Source organism: Ensifer sp. EB106-05-01-XG146 (assembly GCF_058791875.1).
Map to the genome: position 1 here is coordinate 886,773 of NZ_JBYTDX010000003.1, position 22,721 is coordinate 909,493.

The window sequence follows — 22,721 nt, forward strand, 5'->3', positions numbered from 1 at the left end:
AAGCAGGCGCGGTCGACGTAGTGTCCACACGTCGAATCTCAAGGTAGGGTCGAATGACGACGATCACGATACAGGAAGCGCTCGACCGGGCGGGCACGGGCCCCTATCAGCGGCGCCTGATGGGCATATTTGGCCTGGTTTGGACGGCCGATGCCATGCAGGTGCTCGCCGTCGGGTTCACCGCCGCCTCCATTGCCGCAACATTCGGGCTGACGGTTCCCCAAGCGCTGCAGACGGGCACGTTGTTTTTCCTGGGTATGCTGATCGGCGCCGTCGGCTTCGGCAGGCTTGCCGATCGGATCGGCCGGCGCCGGGTCCTGCTCGTAACCGTTGCCTGCGACGCGGTCTTCGGCATTCTGTCGATCTTCGCTCCGAATTTCGTGGTCCTGCTTGTCCTGCGCTTCCTCACCGGCGCTGCGGTCGGCGGCACACTTCCCGTCGATTATGCGATGATGTCGGAATTCCTGCCGGCGCGCAGCCGCGGGCGATGGCTGGTCATGCTCGAAGGCTTCTGGGCCGTGGGCACGCTGATCGTGGCACTGGCGGCATGGCTCATCGCTCTTGCCGGCCTTACGGACGGATGGCGCTACATCTTTGCCGTCACGGCCATTCCGGCAGTCATTGGCGTCGGACTACGCTTCCTCGTGCCGGAATCGCCGCTTTACCTGTTGCGCGCGGGCAAGGCGGAGGCGGCCAAGGCGATCGTCGATCGAATGCTGGCAGCCAATGCTCGACCGCAACTCGAGCCGACCGTATCGATCGCCCTGCCTGTACCGACCGCCGATATCAGTATCTTTTCGAAGGACTTGCGTCGCCGCAGCCTTCTGATCCTTTCGGTCTGGTTCCTCGTCTCGGTCTCCTACTATGGCGTCTTTACCTGGATGCCGCCGCGGCTTGCGGGAGAAGGCTTCGGCTTCGTGCGTGGCTATGGGTTCCTCGTTCTCATCGCTCTGGCGCAGATCCCGGGCTATGCGCTTGCCGCCTACGGCGTCGAGAAGTGGGGACGGCGCCCGACGCTGGTCGGTTTCTGCCTGCTCTCCGCCCTCAGTTGCCTGTTGTTCGTCGTGGCGGATGCGGCCTTGGTCGTTGCTGCTGCGCTCCTGATCATGAGCTTTGCACTGCTCGGCACATGGGGCGCACTCTATGCCTATACGCCGGAACTCTATCCGACCGCCTCGCGCGCGACCGGCATGGGGGCGGCCGGCGGCATGGCTCGGCTCGGTGGCCTGCTTGCGCCTTCGCTCATCGGATTGCTGGTGGCGAAGGGCTTCGGCCTGGCGATCGGCACCTTTGCAGGCTTGCTGCTTGTGGCGGCGATCGCCGCTGCGATGATCGATGCGGAAACCCGCAAGGTATCGCTGACCTGATACGGTGCATTCTTTTCAGGGGCAGTAGCTCACAGTTTGGAAAACTGAACTGCGTTTCAACGCGTTAGCGCCTCCTTTCCCTGTGAACAACCTGTGGACCGGCTGCGGACAAGGCCGGAAGTCGGGTCGCCGGCTGTTCGATCGTAAAAGCGGTCGTAAAATGGCTGTGCGGTCAAGCTCACGACCGTTAGTGTAGCAACTATCTCATCGGGGCCGGCACGTGTGCCGGTCCCGATTGTCTGCCGGGGCGACTGTCCTTGGCGACGTCCCCCTCCTCCCGACGAACGCTCATTTTGGCACCGTTTGGCAGTTCCGGCCGACGACCGCGGCGCACGTCTTGCGTTTATGCATAGCTGCATTGCACAATAAATGTTTTCCAGCTGATCAAAAATCAGGCATAAAGCACACAGCTGATGCACATGGCGGGTCTCCTCCCAGTCCGCCGCAGCAGCTGTTCCCCTCTGGAGGTTTTTGACCTTCACACCTTTATGGGCCGCGGTCTTCCGCTGGCCCTTTTTTCTTTTCTGCGACCCTTCACCTTCGGCAAGGCTCCACGCCACTGTTGCTGCACGCGCAATTGCGTTTCGAAAAAACGTGTTCTGTAATGGGCCGCGTCATTGAGCGATGGAGGCGGAGACCGGTGGAGCCGATACATCTGTTCGAACTGGTGATCGGCATGTTTGTCGCGATCATCGCGCTGCACTACGTCGCGCATCGGCTCGGCCTGCCGCCGTCGGTGGCGCTTCTTAGCGGTGGCGCTATGCTCGCCTTCATGCCGGGGCTGCCGGCCATCGCGGTCGACCCGGAGCTGGTGCTCGTCATCTTCTTGCCGCCGCTGCTCCTCGACGGCGCCTGGACGATCGCGGTCGGCCGCCTGCGCCGTCACCTGATCGGCATCGCCTCGCTTGCGATCGGCGCAGTGTTTTTTACCGCGGCCGTCGTTGCCGTCGTGACGCACTTCATCTTCCCGTCCCTGCCTTGGGCCGCATGCGCCGCACTCGGGGCGATCGTCTCGCCGCCCGACGCCGTCTCGGCACGGGCCGTGCTGCAGCGCGTGCAGTTGCCGCGACGGCTGCAGATCCTGCTCGAAGGCGAAAGCCTGCTCAACGACGCAAGCGGACTGGTATTGTTCCGCTTCGCGATCGCCGCCGGCGTCACCGGGGCTTTCAGCGCCGGCGAGGCAGTCGGCAACTTCTTCCTGCTGGCGATCGGCGGTGCCCTTGTCGGCCTCGCCATCGGTACGGCGTGGGTGCTGCTTGCCCGCCGCCTCGGAGATGAGTACCTGATCATCGCCGCGACGGCCCTTTTGTCCTGGACGTCCTACCTGCTCGGCGAGTTCCTGCATGTTTCCGGCGTGATCGCGACAGTTACCACCGGCCTCGTCGCCAGTTGGCACCAGCACACCGTGCTCTCGGCCGCCACCCGTATGCGCGGCTCCGCCTTCTGGACCGTCATCGTCTTCCTGATGGAGGCCGCGGTTTTCATCCTGATCGGCCTGTCGCTTCGCGGCGTGGTCGAGCGCGGCGGCGGGTTCGAGACCGTTGCAGCGACCTTGGGATGGCCAATCCTCATGGTACTCTTCGCGCTCACCGTCGCCCGCTTCTTCTGGGTGTTCGGTTCCGACTTCGCAATCTGGCTTGGCAACAGGCTGGGGCTCAAGCGCTACACGCCGGTCGGCGCGCGCGGTGCGACCGTGCTTTCCTGGGCCGGCGTTCGCGGCGTGGTAACGCTCGCGCTTGCGCTGAGCGTGCCCGAAGGCTTCCCCGGCCGGGACTTCATCCTGGTAACCTCCTTTGCCGTGATCCTTGGAACGGTGCTGATGCAGGGAACGACGCTCGGGCGGGTGATCGCCTGGGCGAGGCTCGTCGAGCCTTCCTCTGAAAAGGCACCCCTCACCCTAAGCCAGGCCGAGGCGGCGATGGCCCAGGCGCAGCTCATCACCATTCAAAGCCGCGCCTATGACGCGGCGGGCAATCTCATCCATCCGCAATTGCTGGACCGCTATCAGCGCCGAGCGGTTTCGATCGTCGACTATGCCGCGCGCACGGAGCATTACACGCCGATCCTCCACGCCCATTTCGACGTCGTGCTCGAAGCGGTCGCGACCGGGCGGCGCGAACTCATCCGGCTTCATCGCGCCGGCGAAATCGACGATGAAACGCTGCATGAACTGGAGCGCGATCTCGACCTTGAGGAATTGAGCGCAATATCTGCCAAGGCATGAGCCTCTTGCCGGAACGTTTCTTTCCATTTTCTCCTTTGACATGAGGGGCGGATGTCCTAGATGTCCGCAAATTGGCGCCAAGTATCGAGGAGCTTGAGAGCGATCAAGAAGTCAAAGGCGCCGAAACCACCAAAACCGAAGACGCTGTTGCAGAAGCTGGCTGCCTCGCCCGAGAAACTGTTTTCGGGTTCGTTTCGCCAGCAATGTGCAGCACTTTGCTATCGTTACGTGCCTGACGGCGCGATCGAGATCCTTGTGGTGACGTCGCGCGACAGCGGCCGCTGGCTCATTCCAAAAGGCTGGCCGATGAAACAGAAGGAACCGCACGAGGCCGCGGCGATCGAAGCCTTGCAGGAGGCCGGTGTTCGCGGGAAAGTTCGCAAGAAGCCGATTGGCAGCTACACCTACTTAAAGGTGCTCGATGACGGCGACGTGGTGCCCTGTATCGTTGACATCTTCCAGATCGAAGTCACCAAGCTGGCGGAAAAATACAAGGAGAAAGGCGAGCGTTTGGTCGCCTGGGTCAGCCCCGATGAAGCGGCGCGGCGCGTCCGCGAAATCGAGCTCAAATCGCTTCTGGTCGACTTCAAGCCGCGGTGAAGTCGCGCACCTTTCCGGATCACATCCTCGGACGATAGCCGCGCTGACGTTTGCTACGCGTTAGCTCGAGGAAGAGTTTGACCGCCTCCTCCTCCCGCGCGAAGTGGTGCACCATCATCTGGCCGTGACTTCCGATCCGTCCCCAGCGCCGCGTCAGGCACGCCTCGCCCAATAGGGACATGGAGATCTGCATGGAGTAGTAGCGCGCCATGTTTCTGGCCGCGTCCCTTCGCTCGACATAGATCTGGTAGGGCTGAACGATCGTCATGCGCGAAGATTCGGCGATCGGCGCGCATAGGTCCAACGAGAGTTTTGAATCGATCCGGGGTGATCGATTCATTTTCGTGATCTGTCGCAACGGTGGGTCGGAGCGACGTGCCAGGGCTTAGTCCGGCGCCCAAGTCAAAGGCCGCCGGAGCCGCTCTGGATCGCGCTACTGAACCGCCGCGGTTCCGTAGACGAGGTTCGGCAGCCACAGCGAGAGCTGCGGAAACATGCTGAGCATCACCAGCAGCACCATCATCATTGCGAGATAAGGCAGGACCTCCCGCGCATAGGCCATCATCGGTACCTTCAACACCATCGACGAGATGTACATCAGGCCGCCGACCGGCGGCGTGATGCCGGCGATCGTCAGGTTGGTGATGAAGACGACGCCGAAATGCACCCGGTCGATACCGACGCCGTCGATGATCGGGATCAGCATCGGGGTGAGGATGATGAGCGCCGCCGAGCCTTCGATCGCCGTGCCGATGACGATGAGGAGAACGTTGATCAGGAGCAGCATGAGGAGCGGGTTGTCTGTCGCGCCACCTAGCCAGCCGGACATGGCCTGCGGCACCTGTTCCCAGGCGAGATAAAAGCCGAAGGAGGCGGCCGCGCAGATCATGATCATCACCACGGCGGAATCGCGCACCGCTTCTGCCAGGACCTCCGGGATTTGCCGGAAGGTGAACTCGCGGTATCCGAAGATGGCGACGAAGAGCACATAGACGACGACAACCGCCCCGGCCTCGGTGGTGGTGAAGATGCCGTAGCGCGTGCCGGCGAAGATGACGACCGGGATCGACAGCGCCCAAAGGCCGTCGATCAGCGCCCGGCTCGCCTCCGCCCTGCTGGCGCGTTCCTTGCGGAGCGGCTTGTAGCCACGCTTGCGGGCGATGAAATAAGTGGTGACCATCAGACCTGCCGCAAGCACGAGGCCGGGAACGACGCCTGCAGCAAACAGTCGGCCGATCGAGGTTTCGGCGAGGAAGCCGTAGACGATGAGACCGATCGAAGGCGGGATCAGGCTGGTAATGATCGCCGCCGACGAGGTGATGACCGCGGCGAAGGCACGGCTATAGCCCCGTTCCGACATCTCGACGCCGAGCGTCTTTGCGAGCATCGCAGCGTCGGCGTTGGCAGACGCTGTCAGGCCGCCGAGAAGCGTGCCGAGCACCGTACACATCTGCGCCAGTGCGCCGGTCATGTGGCCGACCAGCACGTCGGCGAGCGTCAGCAGGCGCCGGGTGATGCCCGATGCATTCATGATGCAGCCGGCAAGCACGAAGAGCGGCAATGCCAGCAGTGACACGGACTGGCTGCCCTCGGCCATCTCCTGTGCGAAGTTGGCAAGCGGGATCATGTCCATGTTGATGAAGAAGAAGGCAAGCGCCCCGATCGCCATCGCCCAGGTGATCGGCGTCGACAGGAGGAAGAGGACGACGACCAGCAGCGAGGGGCCGGCAAGATGAAAAAGGGTCATATCAGCGATTCCACATTGCGGTGCAGGCGAACGGTCCATGGCCTTTCGACGATCAGGTGCTGGACGAACATGCCGGCCGAAGCCAGCGCCAGCGGCCCGTAGGAAAGGCTGCGAGACAGATCCATCGCGATCGTGTGCACGTGCCGCGAAGTCCAGGCCTGCCAGCCGAAGAGAACGGTCATGACGATGAAGAATAGCGCCAGCAGCAGGTAGTTGAACCAGGCGATCGCCTGCTGCCAGCCGTTGGGTAGCGCCGCGACGAGGACATCGATCGCCGCATGCGTGCCGAGACGAACACCGGCGACGGCGCCGAAGAACACGAGGTAGGCAAAAGCCATGATCGCCAGCTCGTAGGTCCAGGCAGCCGGCTGCGGGAAGATGTAGCGGCTGACGACACCCCAGAGGATCGAAAAGACGATGACGAGAAGGGCGGCAACGCCGACCGCTTCATCGGCGCGCCGCAGGCTGAAGAGAGGAGCGGTCTCTTCCGGCGAAGGTGAGGTTTCCATGATGGCCCCAATCATTTTGAAAGGCGGAACAGGGCCGGCGCTTGGGCCGGCCTGATGGTTTTCTGTCGCGGCATCCTGAACGCGCCCGACGCCAGCACGACGCGGCGTCTCTATCGCCGCGTCGTGCAATTGCCTGCTTACTGCGCCATCGCCCTTTGCACCTGGTCGTACACGCCAGGCGTGATGTTTGGCACTTTCTCGTAGGCAGCGCGCGAGGCTTCGATAAAGGCCGGGATGTCGATGTCGGTGACGATCTCGACGCCGGAAGCCGCAAGCTGCTTGGCGTAGGCGTCATCCGTTTCGAGCGTCATTTCGGTCAGCTCCTTGGCGATCGTCTGGCCTTCCTCGAGCAGGATTTTCTGCAGGTCTTCCGGCAGGCCGTTGAAGAATTGGCTCGATGCCACCCAGGCGGTGAACATGATCTGGTGGCCGGTTTTGGAGATGACCTTGCGGGTTTCGTTCAGCTTGGCGCCGGCGATCGAACCGAAGGGGCCTTCGGCCGCATCGACGACGCCGGTCTGAAGCGCGTTGTAGACGTCGCCCCAGGGCAGTTCGGTCGGCCGTGCGCCATAATTGCCGAAGGTCGCCATCATGATCGGCGACGAAGGCACGCGGATGGTGACGCCGGCGAGATCGGCCGGCGAGCGAACCGGCTTGTTGGCGATGATGTGGCGATAACCGAAGAGGCCGTTCGGCATGATGATTTTGATGCCCTGCGCCTCAAGCTTGCCCGAGAGCTCCTTGTAGAGGTCCGACGCGAAGAGACGGTCGGTCGCCGCCAGATCGGGGTAGACATAGGGGCCGGCCAGAATGGAGAGATCCGGGACGAACTGGCCGAGCTGGCCATAGTCGGTGGCGCTGAGCAGACTTGCGCCGCTCATGACCATCTCGTTGACCTTCTTCTGCGCGCCGAGCTGGTCGCCGGTCATGACCGTGATGGCGATGCGGCCACCCGAACGTTCGCCGACACGCTCGGCATAGGTTTTCATGGCTTTGACGATCGGCTCGTTCGGATTCACCTGCGAGGTCGAGAACCTCAGGCTGTATTCCTGCGCGTTGGCGACGGCGCAAAAGGACAGCGCAGCCACGGCTGCAGCCAGAACAAAGGTCTTCATCAATTTCCTCCTCTTCCCGGACTCCCCTCCGGAATTCACAATGAATGAATAGATCATTCATAAATGAACGCATCACGTCAAGGGCTGGGCGCCGAAATTGACCGATGATCGGACGAAACAACAAAGCCGGAGCGGCTCTATATCGCTCCGGCTTTTGAATCTTGAAGACGTTATTCTTATATAAAACCTTCTGCGTTAACCGCCGAACCTGTAGTCGGCGATCGACTGCGGCTTCATCTCGATCGAGAACCCGGGCCGCTGTGGCGGCATATAGGCGGCGTTCGCGATCACGCAGGGGTCGAGGAAGTGTTCGTGCAGATGGTCGACATATTCGATGACGCGACCATCCTTCGTTCCGGATACGGCAATATAATCGATCATCGACAGGTGTTGGACATATTCGCAAAGGCCGACGCCGCCGGCATGCGGCCAGACCGGCAGTCCGTATTTGGCGGCAACGAGCAGCACCGCCAGCACCTCGTTGAGGCCGCCCATGCGGCAACTGTCGATCTGGACGATATCGATCGCGCCTTCGGCGATGAACTGCTTGAACATGATGCGGTTCTGGCACATCTCCCCGGTCGCGACCTTCACCGGACCGATCGCCTCGCGGATCTTGCGATGGCCGGCAACATCGTCGGGGCTCGTCGGCTCTTCGATGAAGAACGGCTTGGCAAAGGCAAGCTGCTTGACCCAGTCGATCGCCTCGCCAACCTCCCAGACCTGGTTGGCGTCGATCATCAAGTAGCGGTCCGGGCCGATCACCTCGCGCGCGATTGTCAGTCGCCTGATGTCGTCGGCAAGGTCGCGGCCGACCTTCATCTTGATGTGGTTGAAACCTTCGTCGATCGCCTCCTGGGCGAGACGCCGGAGCTTATCGTCGTCATAACCGAGCCAGCCGGCCGATGTCGTGTAGCAGGCATAACCTTCATTCTCGAGCGTCGCGATGCGCTGAGCCTTGCCGGGTTCGGCCCTGCTGAGGATGGCGACCGCCTCGTCACGCGTCAGCACGTCCGTCATGTAGCGGTAGTCGACGATGTCGGCGATCTCTTCCGGCGACATGTCGGCGACCAGCCGCCAGACGGGCTTGCCCGCCTCCTTGGCAAGCAGGTCCCAGACGGCGTTGACGACGGCGCCGGTCGCCAGATGCATCGCACCTTTCTCCGGACCGATCCAGCGCAGCTGGCTGTCGCTGGTCAGGTGCCGCCAGAACCGGCCGGGATGGGCGAGAATGTCTGATGTCTCCTGGCCGACGATCAGATGCCGCATGGCCTTGATCGCCATGCAGCAAATGTCGTTGCCGCGGCCGATGGTGAAGGTGAGACCATGGCCCGCAAGTCCCTCCCGATCGGTGTCGAGGATGACATAGGCCGCGGAATAGTCCGGGTCCGGGTTCATCGCGTCGGAACCGTCGAGGCTCTGCGAGGTCGGAAAGCGCAGGTCGAAGACGCGCAGATCAGTGATGCGGGTCATGGTCACTCCAGTCTTATGATCAATCGTCCGCGCGCACGGACTGCTTCTGGCTGCCGAGGCCCTCGATGCCGAGTTCGACGACGTCGCCGGCCTTAAGGTAACGCGGCGGCTTCATGCCCATGCCGACGCCGGGCGGCGTGCCGGTCGAGATGATGTCGCCCGGCTGCAGCGACATGAACTGCGACAGGTAGGAGACGAGGTAGGCAACGCCATAGACCATGGTCTTCGACGAGCCGTTCTGCATGGTTTCGCCGTTGACCTTCAGCCACATCGGCAGGTTCTGCGGGTCCGCCACTTCGTCCTTGGTCACCAGCCACGGGCCTGTCGGACCAAAGGTGTCGCAGGACTTGCCCTTGGTCCACTGTCCCTGGCGCTCGATCTGGAAGGCGCGTTCGGAGACGTCGTGCACGGTGCAGTAGCCGGCGACATAGTCGAGTGCTTCCGCCTCGGTGACGTACTTGGCCTTGCGGCCGATGACGACGCCGAGTTCCACTTCCCAGTCGGTCTTCTCCGAGCCGCGCGGAATGATCAGGTCGTCATTCGGGCCAACGATCGCCGACGTCGCCTTCATGAAGATGATCGGTTCGGAGGGAACCGTGGCGCCCGTCTCGGCGGCATGGTCGGAGTAGTTGAGGCCGATGCAGATGAACTTGCCGGTACCGGCCACGCAAGGGCCGAGCCGCTGGTTGCCGTCGACAGCCGGAAGGCCGGCGAGATCGAGTGCCTCGAGTTCGGCGAGTTTGTCCGGGTCGAGCGCCGCACCTGAGAAATCGGCGACGTGGCCGGAAAGATCACGCAAGGTGCCGTTCGCATCGAGGATGCCCGGCTTTTCCTGGCCCGGGAGGCCGTAACGAAGAAGTTTCATATCTCTGCTTCCTGCTTGTCTGTTGTCAGATGGTCCAGCCGCCATCGATGGCATAGGCCTGGCCGGTCGTATAGGTGGCGCCCGCGAGATGGACGGCAAGGTCGGCGATCTCTTCCGGGGTGCCGAGCCGTCCCATTGGCTGGCGGGCGATAAAGGTGGCACGCGCAGTTTCATAGTCTCCCTGGGCGCGCATGCGGTCCTGCAGCGACGGGCTTTCGACTGTGCCCGGGCAAATGGCGTTGCAGCGAACGCCCTCAGACACGTAATCGGCTGCGACGGCCTTTGTGAGACCGATGACGGCGGCCTTGGTGACGCCGTAGGCAAACCGGTTGGGTACGCCCTTGATGCTGGAAGCGACCGAAGCCATGTTGATGATCGCGCCGTCCTTGCGGACAAGCATGCCCGGAAGGACCGCACGAATGGTGCGGATCATCGCCTTGACGTTGAGGTCGAGCGCGAACTCCAGATCGCTATCCTTCATCTCCAGGATCGAACCGGCATGCACGAAACCGGCGCAGTTGAAGAGGACGTCGACGGCGCCGATCTCTGCCACGAGCGCTTCGACCGCTTGCGTGTCGAGAACGTCGAGCCGGTGCGTTTCGACGTCGGCTTCCTTTGCAAGTGCCGCAAGCGCATCGGTATTGATATCGGTCGCGTGCACCTTTGCGCCGGCCTTCACAAAGGCCAAAGCCGAAGCGCGGCCGATGCCTTGAGCCGCAGCCGTAATCAGGACGACCTTGCCTTTAAGATCCGCTGTCATTCTCGATCCCTCATGCTTTGCGTTCAACGACCAGGATATGGTCGGCGGCGAGAACGACCTCGCCACGCTGGTTGATGACTTCTAACCGTTCGACGATGCGTCCCGCCTTCGGCCGCTTCGGATCGTCCTCTTTGGCGGCGATCGTCACGCGGGTACGGATCGTATCGCCGATATGAACCGGGCGCACGAAGCGCAGACGATCATAGCCGTAGGAAAAGGCAACCGGATTGATCAGCGATGCCGTAAGGCCGACGCCGATCGAGAAGATCATGGTGCCGTGGGCGATGCGCTGGCCGCCCGGCAGGGTCTTGGCGAACTCCGCATCCATGTGGTGCGGAAAGAAATCGCCGGTGTGGCCGGCATGGACGACGAAATCGGTCTCGGTGATCGTCCGGCCCGTCGTCAGGCGCTCATGGCCGAGCTCGTAGTCTTCGAAATGGATGATCTGTTCCGACATCTCAGCGTCCCGGAAGTGGCGCGATCGCCGTGGCCGGCGACGCACTCGATTGATAGGCGGCCTCGACGAGAGCCATTGTCTGCCAGGCGTCTTCCACCGAGCCGATCAGCTCCGGGTCTTCGCCAGAGGCGAAACGCTGCAGATTGGCCATTCGGTTGGCGAAGGCGTCGGGGAACCAGGCGCCTTCAAGCGGAACTGACACCCACTCGACAGCCCCGGTTGGCCGGATCCAGAGCTCGTCGGGCTCGCCCTTGGGATAGTCGAGGTTGACACCGAGTTTCACATAAGCAGCACCCGACGTGCCCGAGATGCGGAACTCGCAGGCCTGGAACTTACGGCCGAAATCATGGTCGTGATTGATCGAGAGCACGCAGCGCACTCGATCACCATAGTCGAGGATCGCAGCCGTCCGTGTCTGGGCAACCTCATGGTTCGGATGGCCGATCGTCTTTGCATGCACGCCCAAGGGGTTGCCGAGCAGGCCGCGCACGAGATCCAGATAATGGATCGAGTGCATGGCGATCTCGATGCGCGGCAAGCCTTTCAAGAACGGCCAAAAGCCCCAGGGGGTGGAGAGTGCAAGCCAGGCGTCGAAATCGACGACCTCGCCGAGGTATCCCTTCGCGATCGCGTCTTTCAGCGCCAGCATCATCGGCGCGAAGCGGAGCTGGAAATTGACCGCTGCCTTCAGTTTGCGCGTCCGGCAGGTCTCGAGAATGGCGGTTGCGGCTTCGAGGTCCGAGCCCATCGGCTTCTGGATGAGGGCAGCGGCGCCGATTGGAAGCTTCGCCAGGATGGCGGCATGGGCCGCCGGCGGGGTCGCCAGATCAAAGATTGCATCAGCGACCGCAAGCGCGTCCTCTTCCCGTTCGAAGGCGGGAATGCGCCAGGCGCCGGCAAGCTTCGCGGCCTTCTCCCGGTCTGGATCATAAAGGCCCGCGACTGGGAAGCCGGCCTGGCGATAAGCCGGCAGATGTGCATCGCCGACGATGCTGCCGGCGCCGAAGATCACGATCGGCCGGGGCTTTGCCGGTTTCGGCCACCACTGCCTGAGCGCGCCCGGATCGAAATTTTCAGCCATTGTGGGAGACCTTGCCGTCGTGATGGAAGACCTCTTCCATCATCGCCCACCACTCGCCTTCCTGGCGCGTCTCAAGCGGCTTCTGGCAGGGCATGCAGACCGACCACCATTCCTGGTTCTTGGGATGTGCGGCCATCTTGGCCATGTCCGCCTCAAAATCAGAGCCGACATACTCCCAGTAGCCGAAGAGCAGGTTTTCCGGCTCCTTGAGGAAGATCGAGTAGTTGGTAACGTTGCACTGCGAAATCAGCGCGAGGATCTCCGGCCAGACGGCGGCGTGCAACGCCTTGTATTCGGCGACCTTGGACGCCTCCAGACCGATCACCATTCCCATTCGCTGCATGATGACCTCCCTATCCTAGCCCCGAAACTCGCGGGTAAACTCGTCGATCGAGCGGGCGCGCACGGCATCCCAGTCCCAGGAAATCCCGATGCCTGGCTCGGACGGCGCCAATGCGCGACCGTTCCGGATCTCCATGCCCTTGGTCGTGAGATCATCGAGCTGCGGAATGTACTCAACATATTTGCCGTTCGGCACGGCGCAGACGAGGCTGACATGCAGCTCCATCAGGAAGTGCGGGCAGACCGGAATGTCGAAGGCTTCCGCCGCATGCGCGACTTTCAACCACGGCGTGATGCCGCCGATACGGGCAACGTCGACCTGGACGATCGAGCAGGCGCCCTTCTGCATGTATTCGCGGAAATGACGGATCGAGTACATGGATTCACCCACCGCAATCGGTGTGGGCGTCGAGCGCGTCAGCCGGATATGGCCGTCGAGATCGTCGGCCGGCAGCGGCTCCTCGATCCAGGCAAGGTCGAGCTCCTTCAGCCTGGACGCGCGGCGGATCGCCTCGTCGACGGTGAAACCCTGGTTGCAGTCGGTCATGATCTCGAAGCCGTCGCCGAGCGCCTTGCGCATTGCCGACAGGCGATCGTAATCCTCCGAGCCGTGCGGCTTGCCGATCTTCACCTTCGAACCTGAAAAGCCCTTGGCCTTGGCGGCAAGCGCGTCCTCGACCAGCGCTTCCTTTTCGATGTGCAGCCAGCCGCCCTCGGTGGTGTAGAGGGGGCAGCTTTCCTTGGCGCCGCCGGCAAGCTTCCAGAGCGGCAGCTTCTGCTTTTTGGCGCGCAGGTCCCAAAGTGCTGTGTCAACTGCCGCCAGCGCCAGCGCCGTTATCGGGCCGATCGTCGTCGCGTGGGTCGCAAATTCTAGTCTGTGCCAGATCGCCTCGATGCAATCGGCATCCTCGCCGATCAGGATCGGCACCAGGTGGTCGGAGAGAAGCCGCATCACCGACGAACCGCCCGTACCGATCGTATAGCTGTAGCCGGTGCCCGTCGCGCCATCGCTGTCGGTGATGGTGACGATCGGGGTTTCCTGGCTGACGAAGCTCTGGATCGCATCGGTCCGCTTCACCTTCGGCGGCAGGTCGACCATGCGCAGTTCAATTTTCTCGATTTTTGCCATGTCAGCCTTCCAGAGCCTTGCCGGTATCGATGTCGAAGAGATGGGCGCGCGAGAGGTCGAAGCTCATGCGCACCTTCTCGCCCGGGCCAAGCGGGCGCGGATTGAGCATGCGCGAAACCCAGTCTCGACCGTTGAACTGGATGAAGACCAGCGTTTCGTTACCCAGCGGTTCGGTGATCGACACCGGTAGCTCGACCTCGTGCACGGCGGCCGGGTCGCCGGCATGCAGACCATGGCCGCTCGGATAGATGTCGTCAGGCCTCAGACCGAAGGTGACCTTCTGTCCCGGACGGAGCGCGTTCACAAACCGCGGCGGGATCGGCAGCCGCATGCCGCTTACAAAGACGAGCGTACCGTTGTCGACGATCGCCTCGTCCATGTTCATCGGCGGCGAGCCGATGAAGCCGGCCACGAACTTTGTGGCCGGGCGCTGGAACACTTCTTCCGGCGTGCCCACTTGTTCGATATAGCCGTCACGCATGATGACGATGCGGTCTGACAATGTCATCGCCTCGACCTGGTCGTGGGTGACGTAGATCATCGTCGCCTGCATGCGGGCATGCAGCTTCTTGATCTCGGTTCGCACCTGGGTGCGCAGCTTCGCATCCAGGTTCGACAGAGGTTCGTCGAACAGGAAGACATCCGGCTGGCGCACGATCGCGCGCCCCATGGCGACGCGCTGGCGCTGGCCGCCGGAAAGCTGCGACGGGCGACGCTCCAGAAGATGGCCGAGATCGAGGATGGCAGCGGCTTCATCGACCCGCGTCTTGATCTCGTCTGCCGAGCGTCCGGCGATCTTCAGCGAAAAACCCATGTTTTCGGCGACCGTCATATGCGGATAAAGCGCATAGGACTGGAAGACCATGGAAATGTTGCGCGCCCGAGGTGGCAGGTCGTTGACCTTCTTTCCGCCGATTTCGATCGCGCCATCGCTGACGTCTTCGAGGCCTGCGATCATGCGCAGCGTTGTCGACTTGCCGCAGCCCGACGGGCCGACGAGCGCGATGAACTCGCGGTCCTTCACTTCGAGGTCGATGCCGTGGACGACCTCGAGCGCGCCGTAGCGCTTGACCAGTTTCCTGAGGGTGACAGGAGCCATGAACGATTATCCTTTCACCGCGCCGAAGGTGAGGCCCGAAACGAGGTGCTTCTGAATGATGAAGGTAAGGGTCAGCGCCGGGATGATCATCACGACGGCGAGCGCACACATGCCGCGCCAGTCGATGGTGAATTCGGCGGTGTAGTCGAGAAGCCCGACCGGCAAGGTCTTGGAATTGACCGAGCGGGTGATCTGCGAGGCAAGCGCATACTCGTTCCAGGACGTCAGGAACGCAAAGATGCCGGCGGATGCGATGCCGGGACCGGCAAGCGGAAACTCCACCTGCCAGAAGGCCTGCCATGGCGTGCAGCCGTCTATCTGGGCGGCCTCGGCGAGATCCTTCGGCACCTGGCGGAAGAAGCCGTCGATCAGCCAGATGGTGAAGGGCACGTTGAGCGCGACATAGGTCAGGATCAGCGAAAAATGCGTGTCGATGATCCCGGTGCGGGCGTAGAGCATGAAGAGCGGCAGCGAGAGCGCGATGCCAGGCACGGCGCGCGTCAGCATGAAGCCAAGGAAGATCGCCGACTTCGCCTTGAAACGATAGCGGGCAAAGGCGTAGCCGCCGGCCATGCCGATCGCCAGTGCAATCACCGTCGAGGTCACCGAGATGATCAGCGAATTGCGAAAATAGTCCCAGACGGGAACGCCACCCTGCCCGGCGCCCGCAAACATGGCGCGATAGGCATCGAGCGAAATGCTCTCGGGGATCCAAACCGGTGGTTTCGCCATGATTTCGACGGTCGGGCGCAGCGACGACAGCACGATCCAGAGGCCGGGAAGGCAGATCACGGCCATTGCGAGAAACAGGCCGATCAGGTGCACCGTCTTCAACAGGCGGCGGCGCAGGCGGTGCGAAGCGTTGATATCCATTACCACTCGGCTCCGATCTGCTGGCGCGCCGCGGCGAGCTTGCGGAAGAAATAGACGGTGAAGACGATCGACAGGAGGATCGCGACATAGGCCATGGCGTTGGCGAGCCCCATGCGGGCATCGGCATAGGCCGTGCGGCCGACGAGCGTCCAGAGTAGCTCCGTGCGCTTGGCCGGGCCGCCATCGGTCATGATCTTGACGATGTCATAGGCGCGCGCGACGTCGAGAGAGCGGATCGTCATGGCGATGAAGGCGAACGGCATCAGATAGGGCCAGGTGACATAGCGGAAGGTCTGCCAGGGTGTGCAGCCGTCGACATGGGCAGCCTCGACCGGATCCTTCGGCATGGCGAGCAGGCCGGCCAGAATCAGGATCGCAAAGACTGCGGTCGAGGACCAGACTTCGGCGATGATGATCGAGAGCAGTGCGAGATTGCCGTCGATCAACCAGGGAATTGCTTGATCCGTCAGTCCCAGCGACTGCAGCGCATTGTTGACGAAGCCGATATTGTCGTTGAAGAGGAACTTGAACTGGAAGCCGACGAGCACCGGCGAAAACATCATCGGAAACATCATCATGGTGCGCAGCAGGCGCTGGCCGTGGGTCGCCTTGTTGACAAGCAAAGCCAGGCCGAGACCGAGCAGCATCTCGGCGTTCAGAGCCACAGTCAGCAACAGCACGGTGCGGCCAAACGCGACCCAGAATTCGGGGTTGCCAAGTACGGTCGCGTAGTTGCGCAGGCCGACAAAGACCCACAGCGTCTCCGGTTTGGTCAAGCGGAACGGCGTGAAGCTCGAATAGAAGGAAAAAAGGAGCGGCAACACGATCACCGCCGCGAGCACGACAAAGGCCGGAAGCAGAAGCAGGGCCGGTGCTGACAATTTCTTGAGCTTCATCGGGCAGTCCTGAGGATTGCATGAAATGGCTGAGGCGGCGCCGGCGCCTTCAAGGCATCGGCGCCGCCTCATGGGTAACGATCAGAGCTTGCCCGCGTCTTCGAGAATGCCGGTCGCTTTCTGAGCGGCGGCATCAAGCGCTTCCTTCGACGTCTTGTCGCCGAGGATGGCGGCCTGGAGTTCCGGATAGACGGCGTTGGAGATTTCGATCCACTCGGCCGTCTTCGGAACCGGGAAGGCATGCTTTGCGGCTTCCTGGAAAGCCTGCAGCACTTCCGTCTTGTAGGCGTCGCCCTCGGCTTGCTTGATGTTGTATTCCCAGACGGCAATCCGGGTCGGCAACGGGCCGGCAGCCGATTCCAGCTTCTGGCTGTCCTCGTTGGTCAGCCACCAGACGAGCGAAGCGGCCGCTTCCTTGTTGGCGCAATCTTCGGTGACCGAGAAGCCATGATGGCCCGACCAGCCGGTGCGCTTGCCGGAAGAACCGGCCGGCTGCACCTTCACGCCGACATTGCCGGCGACCTTGGAGGACTTCGGGTCGTTGAAGAAGCTCGCCCAGCCAGGCCAGTCGAGATTGAGGGCGATCGAGCCCGAGGCAAAACCCTGGCCGAGGTCGTCCCAAAGATAGTTGGTCGTGCCCGGCGGTACGGCCTTGTCCTTGTAGAGCTTGACGAACCAGTCAAGCGCATGGACACCGGCTTCCGAGTTGAAGGCGGGGCGCCCGTCCTTGTCGAGATATTCGCCACCTTCGGCGACCAGCATTTCATAGAAGCGACCGTTGATTGCCTCTTCCTTACCGGCAAACTGCGTGCCGTAGAAATTCGGCGGGGCGGCGAAGAACTCGGCCTGATCGCTGACCTGGGCCCAGGTGTCCGGCGGCTCGAGGTCGTAACCGTATTTCGCCTTGAAGGCGGTCTTCTTGGCTTCGTCCTGGTAGAGGCTCTTCTGGTAGTAGAGCGCCGACACGTCGAACTGGGCGCGCGGCAACATCACCAGCTTGCCGTCGAGCGTCGAAGCGTCGATCAGCGCCGGCACGAATTTGGCGATCTCCTCCGGCGGCAGGAGCGCCAGGAGATCAGTGTAGATGTCGGGGTATTGCGGCGCGAAGGAGGAATGGTTCGAGCCGACGCACCAGCTGACGCCGCCAGTCGCGATGTCCGACTTGATCTCCTTGTCGAGTTCGAAGTGGTTCTTCTTCGACAGGATGTTGACCTTGGCGCCGGTCGCCTTCTCCCATTCGCCGATCCGCTCGTAGAGCTTTTCGTATTGCTGTCCGCCGATCAGCTTGGCGTCGATCGTGACGCCCTCGAACTTGCCGGGCAGTTCTGCGGCATTCGCCGCTCCCCCTGCACAGGCAAGCATAACGACGCCGGCGGAGACGCCGGCAAGTAGCCTTTTCATATCCACTCCTCCCATGTGCACGCCCTCTTCCTGACGCGACGTTCTCATTTGTGAGAAACTAATTCATATACAAACAACATTTTTATGAGGCGTCAAGGGAGAACTTTCCTTTGTGGGCGCCTTCGTCTGCGTATATGGATATGAATATTCACCAAGGAGGCTTCATGGACACCGAAGAGTCAGATCGCTACCGCGCACCGGCCCTTGATAAGGGGCTCGACATTCTCGAGCTGCTCGCCAGCGTCGACGGCGGACTGACGCAGGCCGAGATTTCCAAGCGCCTGAACCGGAGTCCGAACGAGTTCTACCGCATGCTCGATCGGCTGGTGCGGCGCGGCTATGTCACGCGCATCGACGGAGATCGCTATTCGCTGACATTGAAGCTCTTCGGGTTGTCGCAACTGCATGCGCCGGTCCGCAGGCTTGCCTCCTACGCCACGCCCTTGATGCGGGATCTGGCCCAGCGCTCGAAGCAGGCAAACCACCTCGCCGTCTTCGATCGTGGCTCCGCCGTCGTCATCGCCCAGCAGGAAGCGCCTGATTATTGGGGCATTTCGATCCGGGTCGGGTCGCATATCAGCCTCTTCGACACGGGTTCCGGCCATATCCTGCTTGCCTTCCGCTCGGCCGAAGAGCGCGAAATGATGATCGCGGAACATGCCAGGAGCAAAGACGAGGTCCCGCGCGGGCCTGAGTTCTACGCGCGCCTCGATCAGATCCGCGAGCGCGGCTATGAAATGATGGCGAGCGCGCAGACAGCCGGCGTCTATAACCTCTCGGCGCCGATCCTGGGGCCTGATGGCCGCGGCATCGCGGCGCTGACCGTTCCCTATATCGCGCTCGTTAACGCGCCCTCGGCGCCAGACATCACTGAAAGCATCGCCCTTTTGCTGAAAACCGCCGAGCAACTGTCGACGTTGGCCGGTTCGGACGTGGCCTCCACAACAGATTGACGGCACTTGGGAACGGTCGTACTTCTTATCTGAATAGATCATTCTTATGTGAGAAGCCGTTCGGAGGAGGCGCGCCTTGATCATCGACACCCATCTTCACCTCATCGACAGGTCGAGGCTCGCCTATCCCTGGCTCGCCGGCGTGCCTGCCCTCGACCAGGACTTTCTCTACGCCACCTACGAGCGCGAAGCGCGGCGGCTCGGCATTACTGCCAGCCTGCACATGGAGGTCGATGTCGATCCTTTAGAGATGGAGAAGGAGACATCCGAGGTCGCGCGGCTCGCAGGCCAGGCGGATAGCCTGCTGAAGGGCGCTATTGCCGCCTGCCGACCTGAAGAGGATGGCTTTTCGGCCTATCTGGAACGCCAGGAAGCAAACGGCCTCGTCAAGGGCTTCCGCCGCGTGCTGCATGTGATGCCGGATAATCTCTCCGAAGGAGCGACTTTTCGCGACAATATCCGCCGGCTCGGCGGCCGTCGCTTCACCTTCGACCTCTGCGTCCTGCCGCACCAGATCGAAAAGGCGATTGCGCTTGCCGATCTGGCGCCCGACGTTCCGTTTATTCTCGACCATTGCGGCGTGCCCGACATTCGCGCCGGCGCCGAGCATCCCTGGCGCGAGCACATGAGCGAGATCGCCCAGCGTGCGAACGTCACGGCAAAAATCTCCGGCGTCGTCGCCTATGCGGACGAGGCCTGGCAGGTCGAGACGCTGCGCCCCTATGTCGAGCACACGATCGACGTCTTTGGTTGGGATCGGGTGGTCTGGGGAAGCGATTGGCCGGTCTGCACGCTCGGCGGCAATCTTTCGACCTGGGTCGGCGCCACCCACGCGCTTCTGGAAGGCTGCAGCGCGGAGGAAAAGCGCAAGCTGCTTGCCGACAACGCGCGCCGGATCTGGAATCTCGCCTAGCAAGCCCTGCCCTAAGTCCGTTCCGGGACGCCTGGGCATCCCGGAACTCAGAAATCAGGCTGTAGCAAAACTCTCTGCAAACAGCCGATTGAGATCGTCGACGACCTTTCGCGCCGCCTCTTTGCCCGTGAGGCCGTCGTTGATGCGATCGGATGCCGCCTGCTGGAAGGCCATGTAGCCATCGTGCCGTGGGCGAACCCAGGCGCTCTCCAGCGTCTTGCGCGTCGCACGATAGAAATTGGATGTCGCGGCATTGACGGCGTCGTCATCCCAGGCGGCCGCGTGGCCGGGCTGCCCGCCTCCTGAGGCATAAGGACCGCGCTGGACGGCGCCGCTCGCAACGAAATAGGCGAAATCGATCGCCGCTTCGCGCGCCTGTGAGAAAGCCGAGACCGCAATCCCCGTTCCGCCGAGGGCCGAGCCTGCCGGACCATTGGTTCCGGCAACCGGAACATCGCCGAACGTCACGAGCGACGGCCGGAAGCCCGGCATCGCGTAGCTGACATAGCCGTAGATCAGAGGTGCACAGACAACTTTCGACGCCGGATCGCTCATTGCCTCCAGCAAGGCGATCGGGTCCATGGAAAAGCAGGAGGGATCGATCAGGTCTGTCAGTTCACGCAGGCGCTCGAAGGCGTTGATGCCCCCATCCGGGTCGATCAGCGGCCCGGCGGCGTCACTGCGGCAGGGGGAACCGAGATTGCCGGCGAGCGTGTAGAAGCTCATCAGGGAATGCGGTGGGCGCATCGGCAGCGCCACCCTTCCCTGTCGCGCGAGCGCCAGCATGTCGGTCCAGCTTTCCATACGGTCCGTCAGGTCCGGGCGCCACGCCTGGACCTGGGTCGCCGCATCGATCGGAAAGGCCCATTGCCGGCCCTGCCAGGTATAGCTCGGATAGGAGCGCCCGACGCTCGCATCCTCAAGCGCCTTCCTCTCGGCTTGGCGGCCTTCCACATCGAGCGGCGCCAGGCACTTCTCCTTGGTGATTTGGCCGACATGCGGATGATCGATGACGATAAGGTCATAGGCCCGCGCCAATTCCTCGACCGGATAGGTCTCAAAATCCTGTAGCGAGCGCTTGTCCCATTCTACCGTTATGCCGGTGCGTTCCTGCCAAAGCCGCGAACAGGCGATCATCGGATCGTAGCCGCGCGGGTGGCTCCAGGTCATGCCTTTCAATGTGACGCTCACAGGCCGAACTCCTCTCGGATCGAGGTGCTATGCTCGCCGATCCGTGGTGCTGCGCGGTCCACCTGCGCACGCTTGCCGTTGACCCTGAGCGGCGAACGCGTCGTCAGGATCGAAACGTCGTCTTCGCGCACCACCGTCTGCAGCATGTCGAGCACGCGGAAGCCTTCGCTTTCGAGCAGTTCGTTCCAGTTTAGAACCCGGGCGCACCAGATGTCCGCAGGCTCAAGCACGCCAAGCCAATGGTCGATGGTGTTTTCGGCGATCCGCTTGGCGATCAGCGCCTTGATTTCGTCCCGTTCGGAGAACCAGGAAGCCGGATCGTCGCGATAGGCGTCGAGTTGTGGCATTTGCAAGAGATCGGCAAGCTTCGGGATGGGCGTCATGGCGATGGCGAGATAGCCGTCCCTGGCCGGATAGACCCCATAGGGCGCCGACAGATAGGCATGGGCGCTGCGAAAACCCGACCGGGTCGGCAGCCGGCGGCCGTCATTCAAGTGCGTCGTCAGCACTTCGAACTGGAAGTCGACGAGGGCCTCGAGCAAGCTCGTCTCGATCAGGCTGCCCTTGCCGGAAATGCCGCGACGGACGAGGGCTGCAAGGATACCTTGCGCTGCTGCGGCGCCCGCAAGCATGTCGCCGATCGCCAGACCAAAGGGCACCGGCCCTTGGCCCTCATCACCGTTCAGCCACATGACGCCGGAGCGCGATTGCGCGAGCAGATCCTGCCCCGGCCGCTTCACCCAGGGGCCCTCCTCGCCATAGCCGCTGATCGAGGCATAAACGATCTTCGGGTTGATCGCCTTGACCGCCTCGTAGTCGAGCCCGAGCCGCTGGATGACGCCGGGACGGAAATTCTGGATCAGCACGTCGGCCTTGGCGAGCAACGTCTTCAAGGCTTTGAGATCGGCCTCGTTCTTGAGGTCGATCGCGAGGCTTTCCTTGGCGCGGTTGATGGCATGAAAGATCGTCGAATCGCCGCCGATCTCGGTGTCGCTCAGATAAAGCCGGCGCGACAGGTCGCCACCGTCGGGGCGCTCGATCTTGATGACGCGCGCCCCGAGATCCATGAGGCGCAAGGAGCAGTAGGGGCCTGAGAGAAACTGGCTCATGTCGACGACGACAAGGCCAGAGAGCGGCAGTTCGTTGGTTTCGGTCATCGGTATCTTACTTCTCGGTCTTGCCGACGAAGTCGGCGGGGTTCTTGTATTTCACGGTCTGCAGGTGCTCACAGTAGAGCACCAGCTCCCCCTCGCCCTTGAAGACCTGGTAGCTGGCCCGGATAAGCCCGAGCTCCCTGTAGCGGGGCGTTTTGTCCATGTTGGTACGGATCGTGTAGATCGTTTCGCCGATGAAGACCGGCTTGATGAAGCGCAGCTTGTCATAGCCGTAGGAAAAGGCGTTGACGCAGTTGGTGGCGACCAGCCCGAGGCCTGCGGAAAAGACGAAGGCGCCGGCAACGAGACGCCTGCCGAAGATGCCCTCGCGCTCGGCAAACATCTGATCCTGCACGTAAGGATGGATGTCGACGACGAGCGTATTGAAGAGGTGGCTGTCGCTCTCGGCGATCGTGCGACGCAATGACCTTATTCGCTGGCCGACTGGCCAGTCCTCATAGAACCAGTTTTCCGCGTTCCACACGGGAAGCGCGGCGTGCTCCTCCGGCATGTCCCCGGGATGGGTCGAGGACACCCCGACAGTGGGCATGAAGTCATCCATTGGTCAGTCC

Annotated in this window: 23 protein-coding genes; 5 read left to right on the forward strand and 18 right to left on the reverse strand. The window is 62.3% G+C overall.

Going from position 1 to position 22,721, the window contains the following annotated elements; all coding sequences use genetic code 11:
* Nucleotides 1-53: 53 nt before the first annotated feature.
* The 3 genes from AC3WVQ_RS32785 to AC3WVQ_RS32795 all read left to right on the forward strand — a co-directional run bounded on the left by AC3WVQ_RS32785 (nt 54) and on the right by AC3WVQ_RS32795 (nt 4,191).
* Nucleotides 54-1,367 carry an MFS transporter gene (locus tag AC3WVQ_RS32785; protein ID WP_060517906.1) on the forward strand — a complete coding sequence of 438 codons (1,314 nt, stop codon included), beginning with the start codon at nt 54-56 and terminating at the stop codon, nt 1,365-1,367.
* A 640-nt stretch (nt 1,368-2,007) separates the two neighbouring features.
* Entirely contained in the window at nt 2,008-3,591 is a 1,584-nt protein-coding gene (locus AC3WVQ_RS32790; RefSeq protein WP_113080542.1) for a Na+/H+ antiporter, read from the forward strand.
* Between the two features lie 93 nt (nt 3,592-3,684).
* On the forward strand, nt 3,685-4,191 hold the full coding sequence (locus AC3WVQ_RS32795; RefSeq protein ID WP_060517910.1) for an NUDIX hydrolase: 507 nt from the start codon (nt 3,685-3,687) through the stop codon (nt 4,189-4,191).
* 19 nt (nt 4,192-4,210) lie between these two features.
* Here AC3WVQ_RS32795 and AC3WVQ_RS32800 read toward each other — a convergent pair whose 3' ends face one another.
* From AC3WVQ_RS32800 to AC3WVQ_RS32870, 15 genes are all read right to left on the reverse strand, one after another.
* Nucleotides 4,211-4,459, reverse strand: a complete 249-nt coding sequence (locus AC3WVQ_RS32800; protein ID WP_034796529.1) for a WGR domain-containing protein — start codon at nt 4,457-4,459, stop codon at nt 4,211-4,213.
* A gap of 165 nt (nt 4,460-4,624) precedes the next feature.
* Nucleotides 4,625-5,938, reverse strand: a complete 1,314-nt coding sequence (locus AC3WVQ_RS32805; protein ID WP_060517912.1) for a TRAP transporter large permease — start codon at nt 5,936-5,938, stop codon at nt 4,625-4,627.
* A complete protein-coding gene (locus AC3WVQ_RS32810) occupies nt 5,935-6,447 on the reverse strand; it encodes a TRAP transporter small permease (RefSeq protein WP_060518088.1) in 513 nt (170 codons plus the stop codon). Before AC3WVQ_RS32810 ends, AC3WVQ_RS32805 begins: the two co-directional genes overlap by 4 nt.
* A 137-nt stretch (nt 6,448-6,584) precedes the next feature.
* The gene (locus AC3WVQ_RS32815; protein ID WP_060517914.1) at nt 6,585-7,562 is read right to left on the reverse strand and encodes a C4-dicarboxylate TRAP transporter substrate-binding protein; all 978 of its coding nucleotides are present in this window, start codon (nt 7,560-7,562) and stop codon (nt 6,585-6,587) included.
* Nucleotides 7,563-7,757: 195 nt separating this feature from the next.
* Nucleotides 7,758-9,035: an L-fuconate dehydratase gene (locus AC3WVQ_RS32820; protein ID WP_089045104.1), complete on the reverse strand. Its 1,278-nt coding sequence runs from the start codon at nt 9,033-9,035 to the stop codon at nt 7,758-7,760.
* Between the two features lie 19 nt (nt 9,036-9,054).
* A complete protein-coding gene (locus AC3WVQ_RS32825) occupies nt 9,055-9,900 on the reverse strand; it encodes a fumarylacetoacetate hydrolase family protein (RefSeq protein ID WP_034796416.1) in 846 nt (281 codons plus the stop codon).
* A gap of 25 nt (nt 9,901-9,925) precedes the next feature.
* Nucleotides 9,926-10,660 carry an SDR family oxidoreductase gene (locus AC3WVQ_RS32830; protein WP_090298592.1) on the reverse strand — a complete coding sequence of 245 codons (735 nt, stop codon included), beginning with the start codon at nt 10,658-10,660 and terminating at the stop codon, nt 9,926-9,928.
* Nucleotides 10,661-10,670: 10 nt separating this feature from the next.
* Nucleotides 10,671-11,117 carry a MaoC/PaaZ C-terminal domain-containing protein gene (locus AC3WVQ_RS32835; RefSeq protein WP_034796420.1) on the reverse strand — a complete coding sequence of 149 codons (447 nt, stop codon included), beginning with the start codon at nt 11,115-11,117 and terminating at the stop codon, nt 10,671-10,673.
* 1 nt (nt 11,118) lies between these two features.
* On the reverse strand, nt 11,119-12,198 hold the full coding sequence (locus AC3WVQ_RS32840; protein WP_192444906.1) for a Gfo/Idh/MocA family protein: 1,080 nt from the start codon (nt 12,196-12,198) through the stop codon (nt 11,119-11,121).
* On the reverse strand, nt 12,191-12,541 hold the full coding sequence (locus tag AC3WVQ_RS32845; protein ID WP_089045106.1) for an L-rhamnose mutarotase: 351 nt from the start codon (nt 12,539-12,541) through the stop codon (nt 12,191-12,193). The genes AC3WVQ_RS32840 and AC3WVQ_RS32845 overlap by 8 nt, the downstream gene beginning before the upstream one ends.
* Before the next feature lie 15 nt (nt 12,542-12,556).
* The gene (locus tag AC3WVQ_RS32850; RefSeq protein WP_192442117.1) at nt 12,557-13,669 is read right to left on the reverse strand and encodes a mandelate racemase/muconate lactonizing enzyme family protein; all 1,113 of its coding nucleotides are present in this window, start codon (nt 13,667-13,669) and stop codon (nt 12,557-12,559) included.
* A gap of 1 nt (nt 13,670) precedes the next feature.
* Complete coding sequence (locus tag AC3WVQ_RS32855) at nt 13,671-14,768, reverse strand: ABC transporter ATP-binding protein (protein WP_089045107.1); 1,098 nt, start codon at nt 14,766-14,768, stop codon at nt 13,671-13,673.
* Between the two features lie 6 nt (nt 14,769-14,774).
* Nucleotides 14,775-15,641, reverse strand: coding sequence for a carbohydrate ABC transporter permease (locus AC3WVQ_RS32860; RefSeq protein WP_034796430.1), 867 nt, complete (start codon nt 15,639-15,641; stop codon nt 14,775-14,777).
* Nucleotides 15,641-16,537, reverse strand: a complete 897-nt coding sequence (locus AC3WVQ_RS32865; RefSeq protein WP_192444908.1) for a carbohydrate ABC transporter permease — start codon at nt 16,535-16,537, stop codon at nt 15,641-15,643. Before AC3WVQ_RS32865 ends, AC3WVQ_RS32860 begins: the two co-directional genes overlap by 1 nt.
* 81 nt (nt 16,538-16,618) lie before the next feature.
* On the reverse strand, nt 16,619-17,938 hold the full coding sequence (locus AC3WVQ_RS32870; RefSeq protein ID WP_192444910.1) for an extracellular solute-binding protein: 1,320 nt from the start codon (nt 17,936-17,938) through the stop codon (nt 16,619-16,621).
* A 164-nt stretch (nt 17,939-18,102) separates the two neighbouring features.
* Between AC3WVQ_RS32870 and AC3WVQ_RS32875 the strand changes: the two genes are divergently transcribed.
* Nucleotides 18,103-18,891 carry an IclR family transcriptional regulator gene (locus AC3WVQ_RS32875; protein WP_034796531.1) on the forward strand — a complete coding sequence of 263 codons (789 nt, stop codon included), beginning with the start codon at nt 18,103-18,105 and terminating at the stop codon, nt 18,889-18,891.
* Nucleotides 18,892-18,967: 76 nt separating this feature from the next.
* Nucleotides 18,968-19,804 (forward strand): amidohydrolase family protein, encoded by an 837-nt coding sequence (locus AC3WVQ_RS32880; protein WP_192444912.1) that lies wholly within the window; start codon nt 18,968-18,970, stop codon nt 19,802-19,804.
* A 54-nt stretch (nt 19,805-19,858) separates the two neighbouring features.
* Here AC3WVQ_RS32880 and AC3WVQ_RS32885 read toward each other — a convergent pair whose 3' ends face one another.
* From AC3WVQ_RS32885 to AC3WVQ_RS32895, 3 genes are read right to left on the reverse strand one after another with little or no spacing between them, the layout of a single operon-like run.
* Complete coding sequence (locus tag AC3WVQ_RS32885; protein WP_192444914.1) at nt 19,859-20,995, reverse strand: extracellular solute-binding protein; 1,137 nt, start codon at nt 20,993-20,995, stop codon at nt 19,859-19,861.
* Nucleotides 20,992-22,152, reverse strand: coding sequence for a CaiB/BaiF CoA transferase family protein (locus AC3WVQ_RS32890; protein WP_192444916.1), 1,161 nt, complete (start codon nt 22,150-22,152; stop codon nt 20,992-20,994). Before AC3WVQ_RS32890 ends, AC3WVQ_RS32885 begins: the two co-directional genes overlap by 4 nt.
* Before the next feature lie 7 nt (nt 22,153-22,159).
* A complete protein-coding gene (locus AC3WVQ_RS32895) occupies nt 22,160-22,711 on the reverse strand; it encodes a MaoC family dehydratase (RefSeq protein ID WP_060517935.1) in 552 nt (183 codons plus the stop codon).
* Between the last annotated feature and the right edge of the window lie 10 nt (nt 22,712-22,721).

Excerpts from the sequence above, each read along its gene's own strand:
- AC3WVQ_RS32785 (WP_060517906.1), top strand. The coding sequence starts at position 54 with ATGACGACGATCACGATACAGGAAGCGCTCGACCGGGCGGGCACGGGC.
- AC3WVQ_RS32800 (WP_034796529.1), bottom strand. The coding sequence starts at position 4,459 with ATGACGATCGTTCAGCCCTACCAGATCTATGTCGAGCGAAGGGACGCG.
- AC3WVQ_RS32805 (WP_060517912.1), bottom strand. The coding sequence starts at position 5,938 with ATGACCCTTTTTCATCTTGCCGGCCCCTCGCTGCTGGTCGTCGTCCTC.
- AC3WVQ_RS32810 (WP_060518088.1), bottom strand. The coding sequence starts at position 6,447 with ATGGAAACCTCACCTTCGCCGGAAGAGACCGCTCCTCTCTTCAGCCTG.
- AC3WVQ_RS32815 (WP_060517914.1), bottom strand. The coding sequence starts at position 7,562 with ATGAAGACCTTTGTTCTGGCTGCAGCCGTGGCTGCGCTGTCCTTTTGC.
- AC3WVQ_RS32820 (WP_089045104.1), bottom strand. The coding sequence starts at position 9,035 with ATGACCCGCATCACTGATCTGCGCGTCTTCGACCTGCGCTTTCCGACC.
- AC3WVQ_RS32825 (WP_034796416.1), bottom strand. The coding sequence starts at position 9,900 with ATGAAACTTCTTCGTTACGGCCTCCCGGGCCAGGAAAAGCCGGGCATC.
- AC3WVQ_RS32830 (WP_090298592.1), bottom strand. The coding sequence starts at position 10,660 with ATGACAGCGGATCTTAAAGGCAAGGTCGTCCTGATTACGGCTGCGGCT.
- AC3WVQ_RS32835 (WP_034796420.1), bottom strand. The coding sequence starts at position 11,117 with ATGTCGGAACAGATCATCCATTTCGAAGACTACGAGCTCGGCCATGAG.
- AC3WVQ_RS32840 (WP_192444906.1), bottom strand. The coding sequence starts at position 12,198 with ATGGCTGAAAATTTCGATCCGGGCGCGCTCAGGCAGTGGTGGCCGAAA.
- AC3WVQ_RS32845 (WP_089045106.1), bottom strand. The coding sequence starts at position 12,541 with ATGCAGCGAATGGGAATGGTGATCGGTCTGGAGGCGTCCAAGGTCGCC.
- AC3WVQ_RS32850 (WP_192442117.1), bottom strand. The coding sequence starts at position 13,669 with ATGGCAAAAATCGAGAAAATTGAACTGCGCATGGTCGACCTGCCGCCG.
- AC3WVQ_RS32855 (WP_089045107.1), bottom strand. The coding sequence starts at position 14,768 with ATGGCTCCTGTCACCCTCAGGAAACTGGTCAAGCGCTACGGCGCGCTC.
- AC3WVQ_RS32860 (WP_034796430.1), bottom strand. The coding sequence starts at position 15,641 with ATGGATATCAACGCTTCGCACCGCCTGCGCCGCCGCCTGTTGAAGACG.
- AC3WVQ_RS32865 (WP_192444908.1), bottom strand. The coding sequence starts at position 16,537 with ATGAAGCTCAAGAAATTGTCAGCACCGGCCCTGCTTCTGCTTCCGGCC.
- AC3WVQ_RS32870 (WP_192444910.1), bottom strand. The coding sequence starts at position 17,938 with ATGAAAAGGCTACTTGCCGGCGTCTCCGCCGGCGTCGTTATGCTTGCC.
- AC3WVQ_RS32875 (WP_034796531.1), top strand. The coding sequence starts at position 18,103 with ATGGACACCGAAGAGTCAGATCGCTACCGCGCACCGGCCCTTGATAAG.
- AC3WVQ_RS32890 (WP_192444916.1), bottom strand. The coding sequence starts at position 22,152 with ATGACCGAAACCAACGAACTGCCGCTCTCTGGCCTTGTCGTCGTCGAC.
- AC3WVQ_RS32895 (WP_060517935.1), bottom strand. The coding sequence starts at position 22,711 with ATGGATGACTTCATGCCCACTGTCGGGGTGTCCTCGACCCATCCCGGG.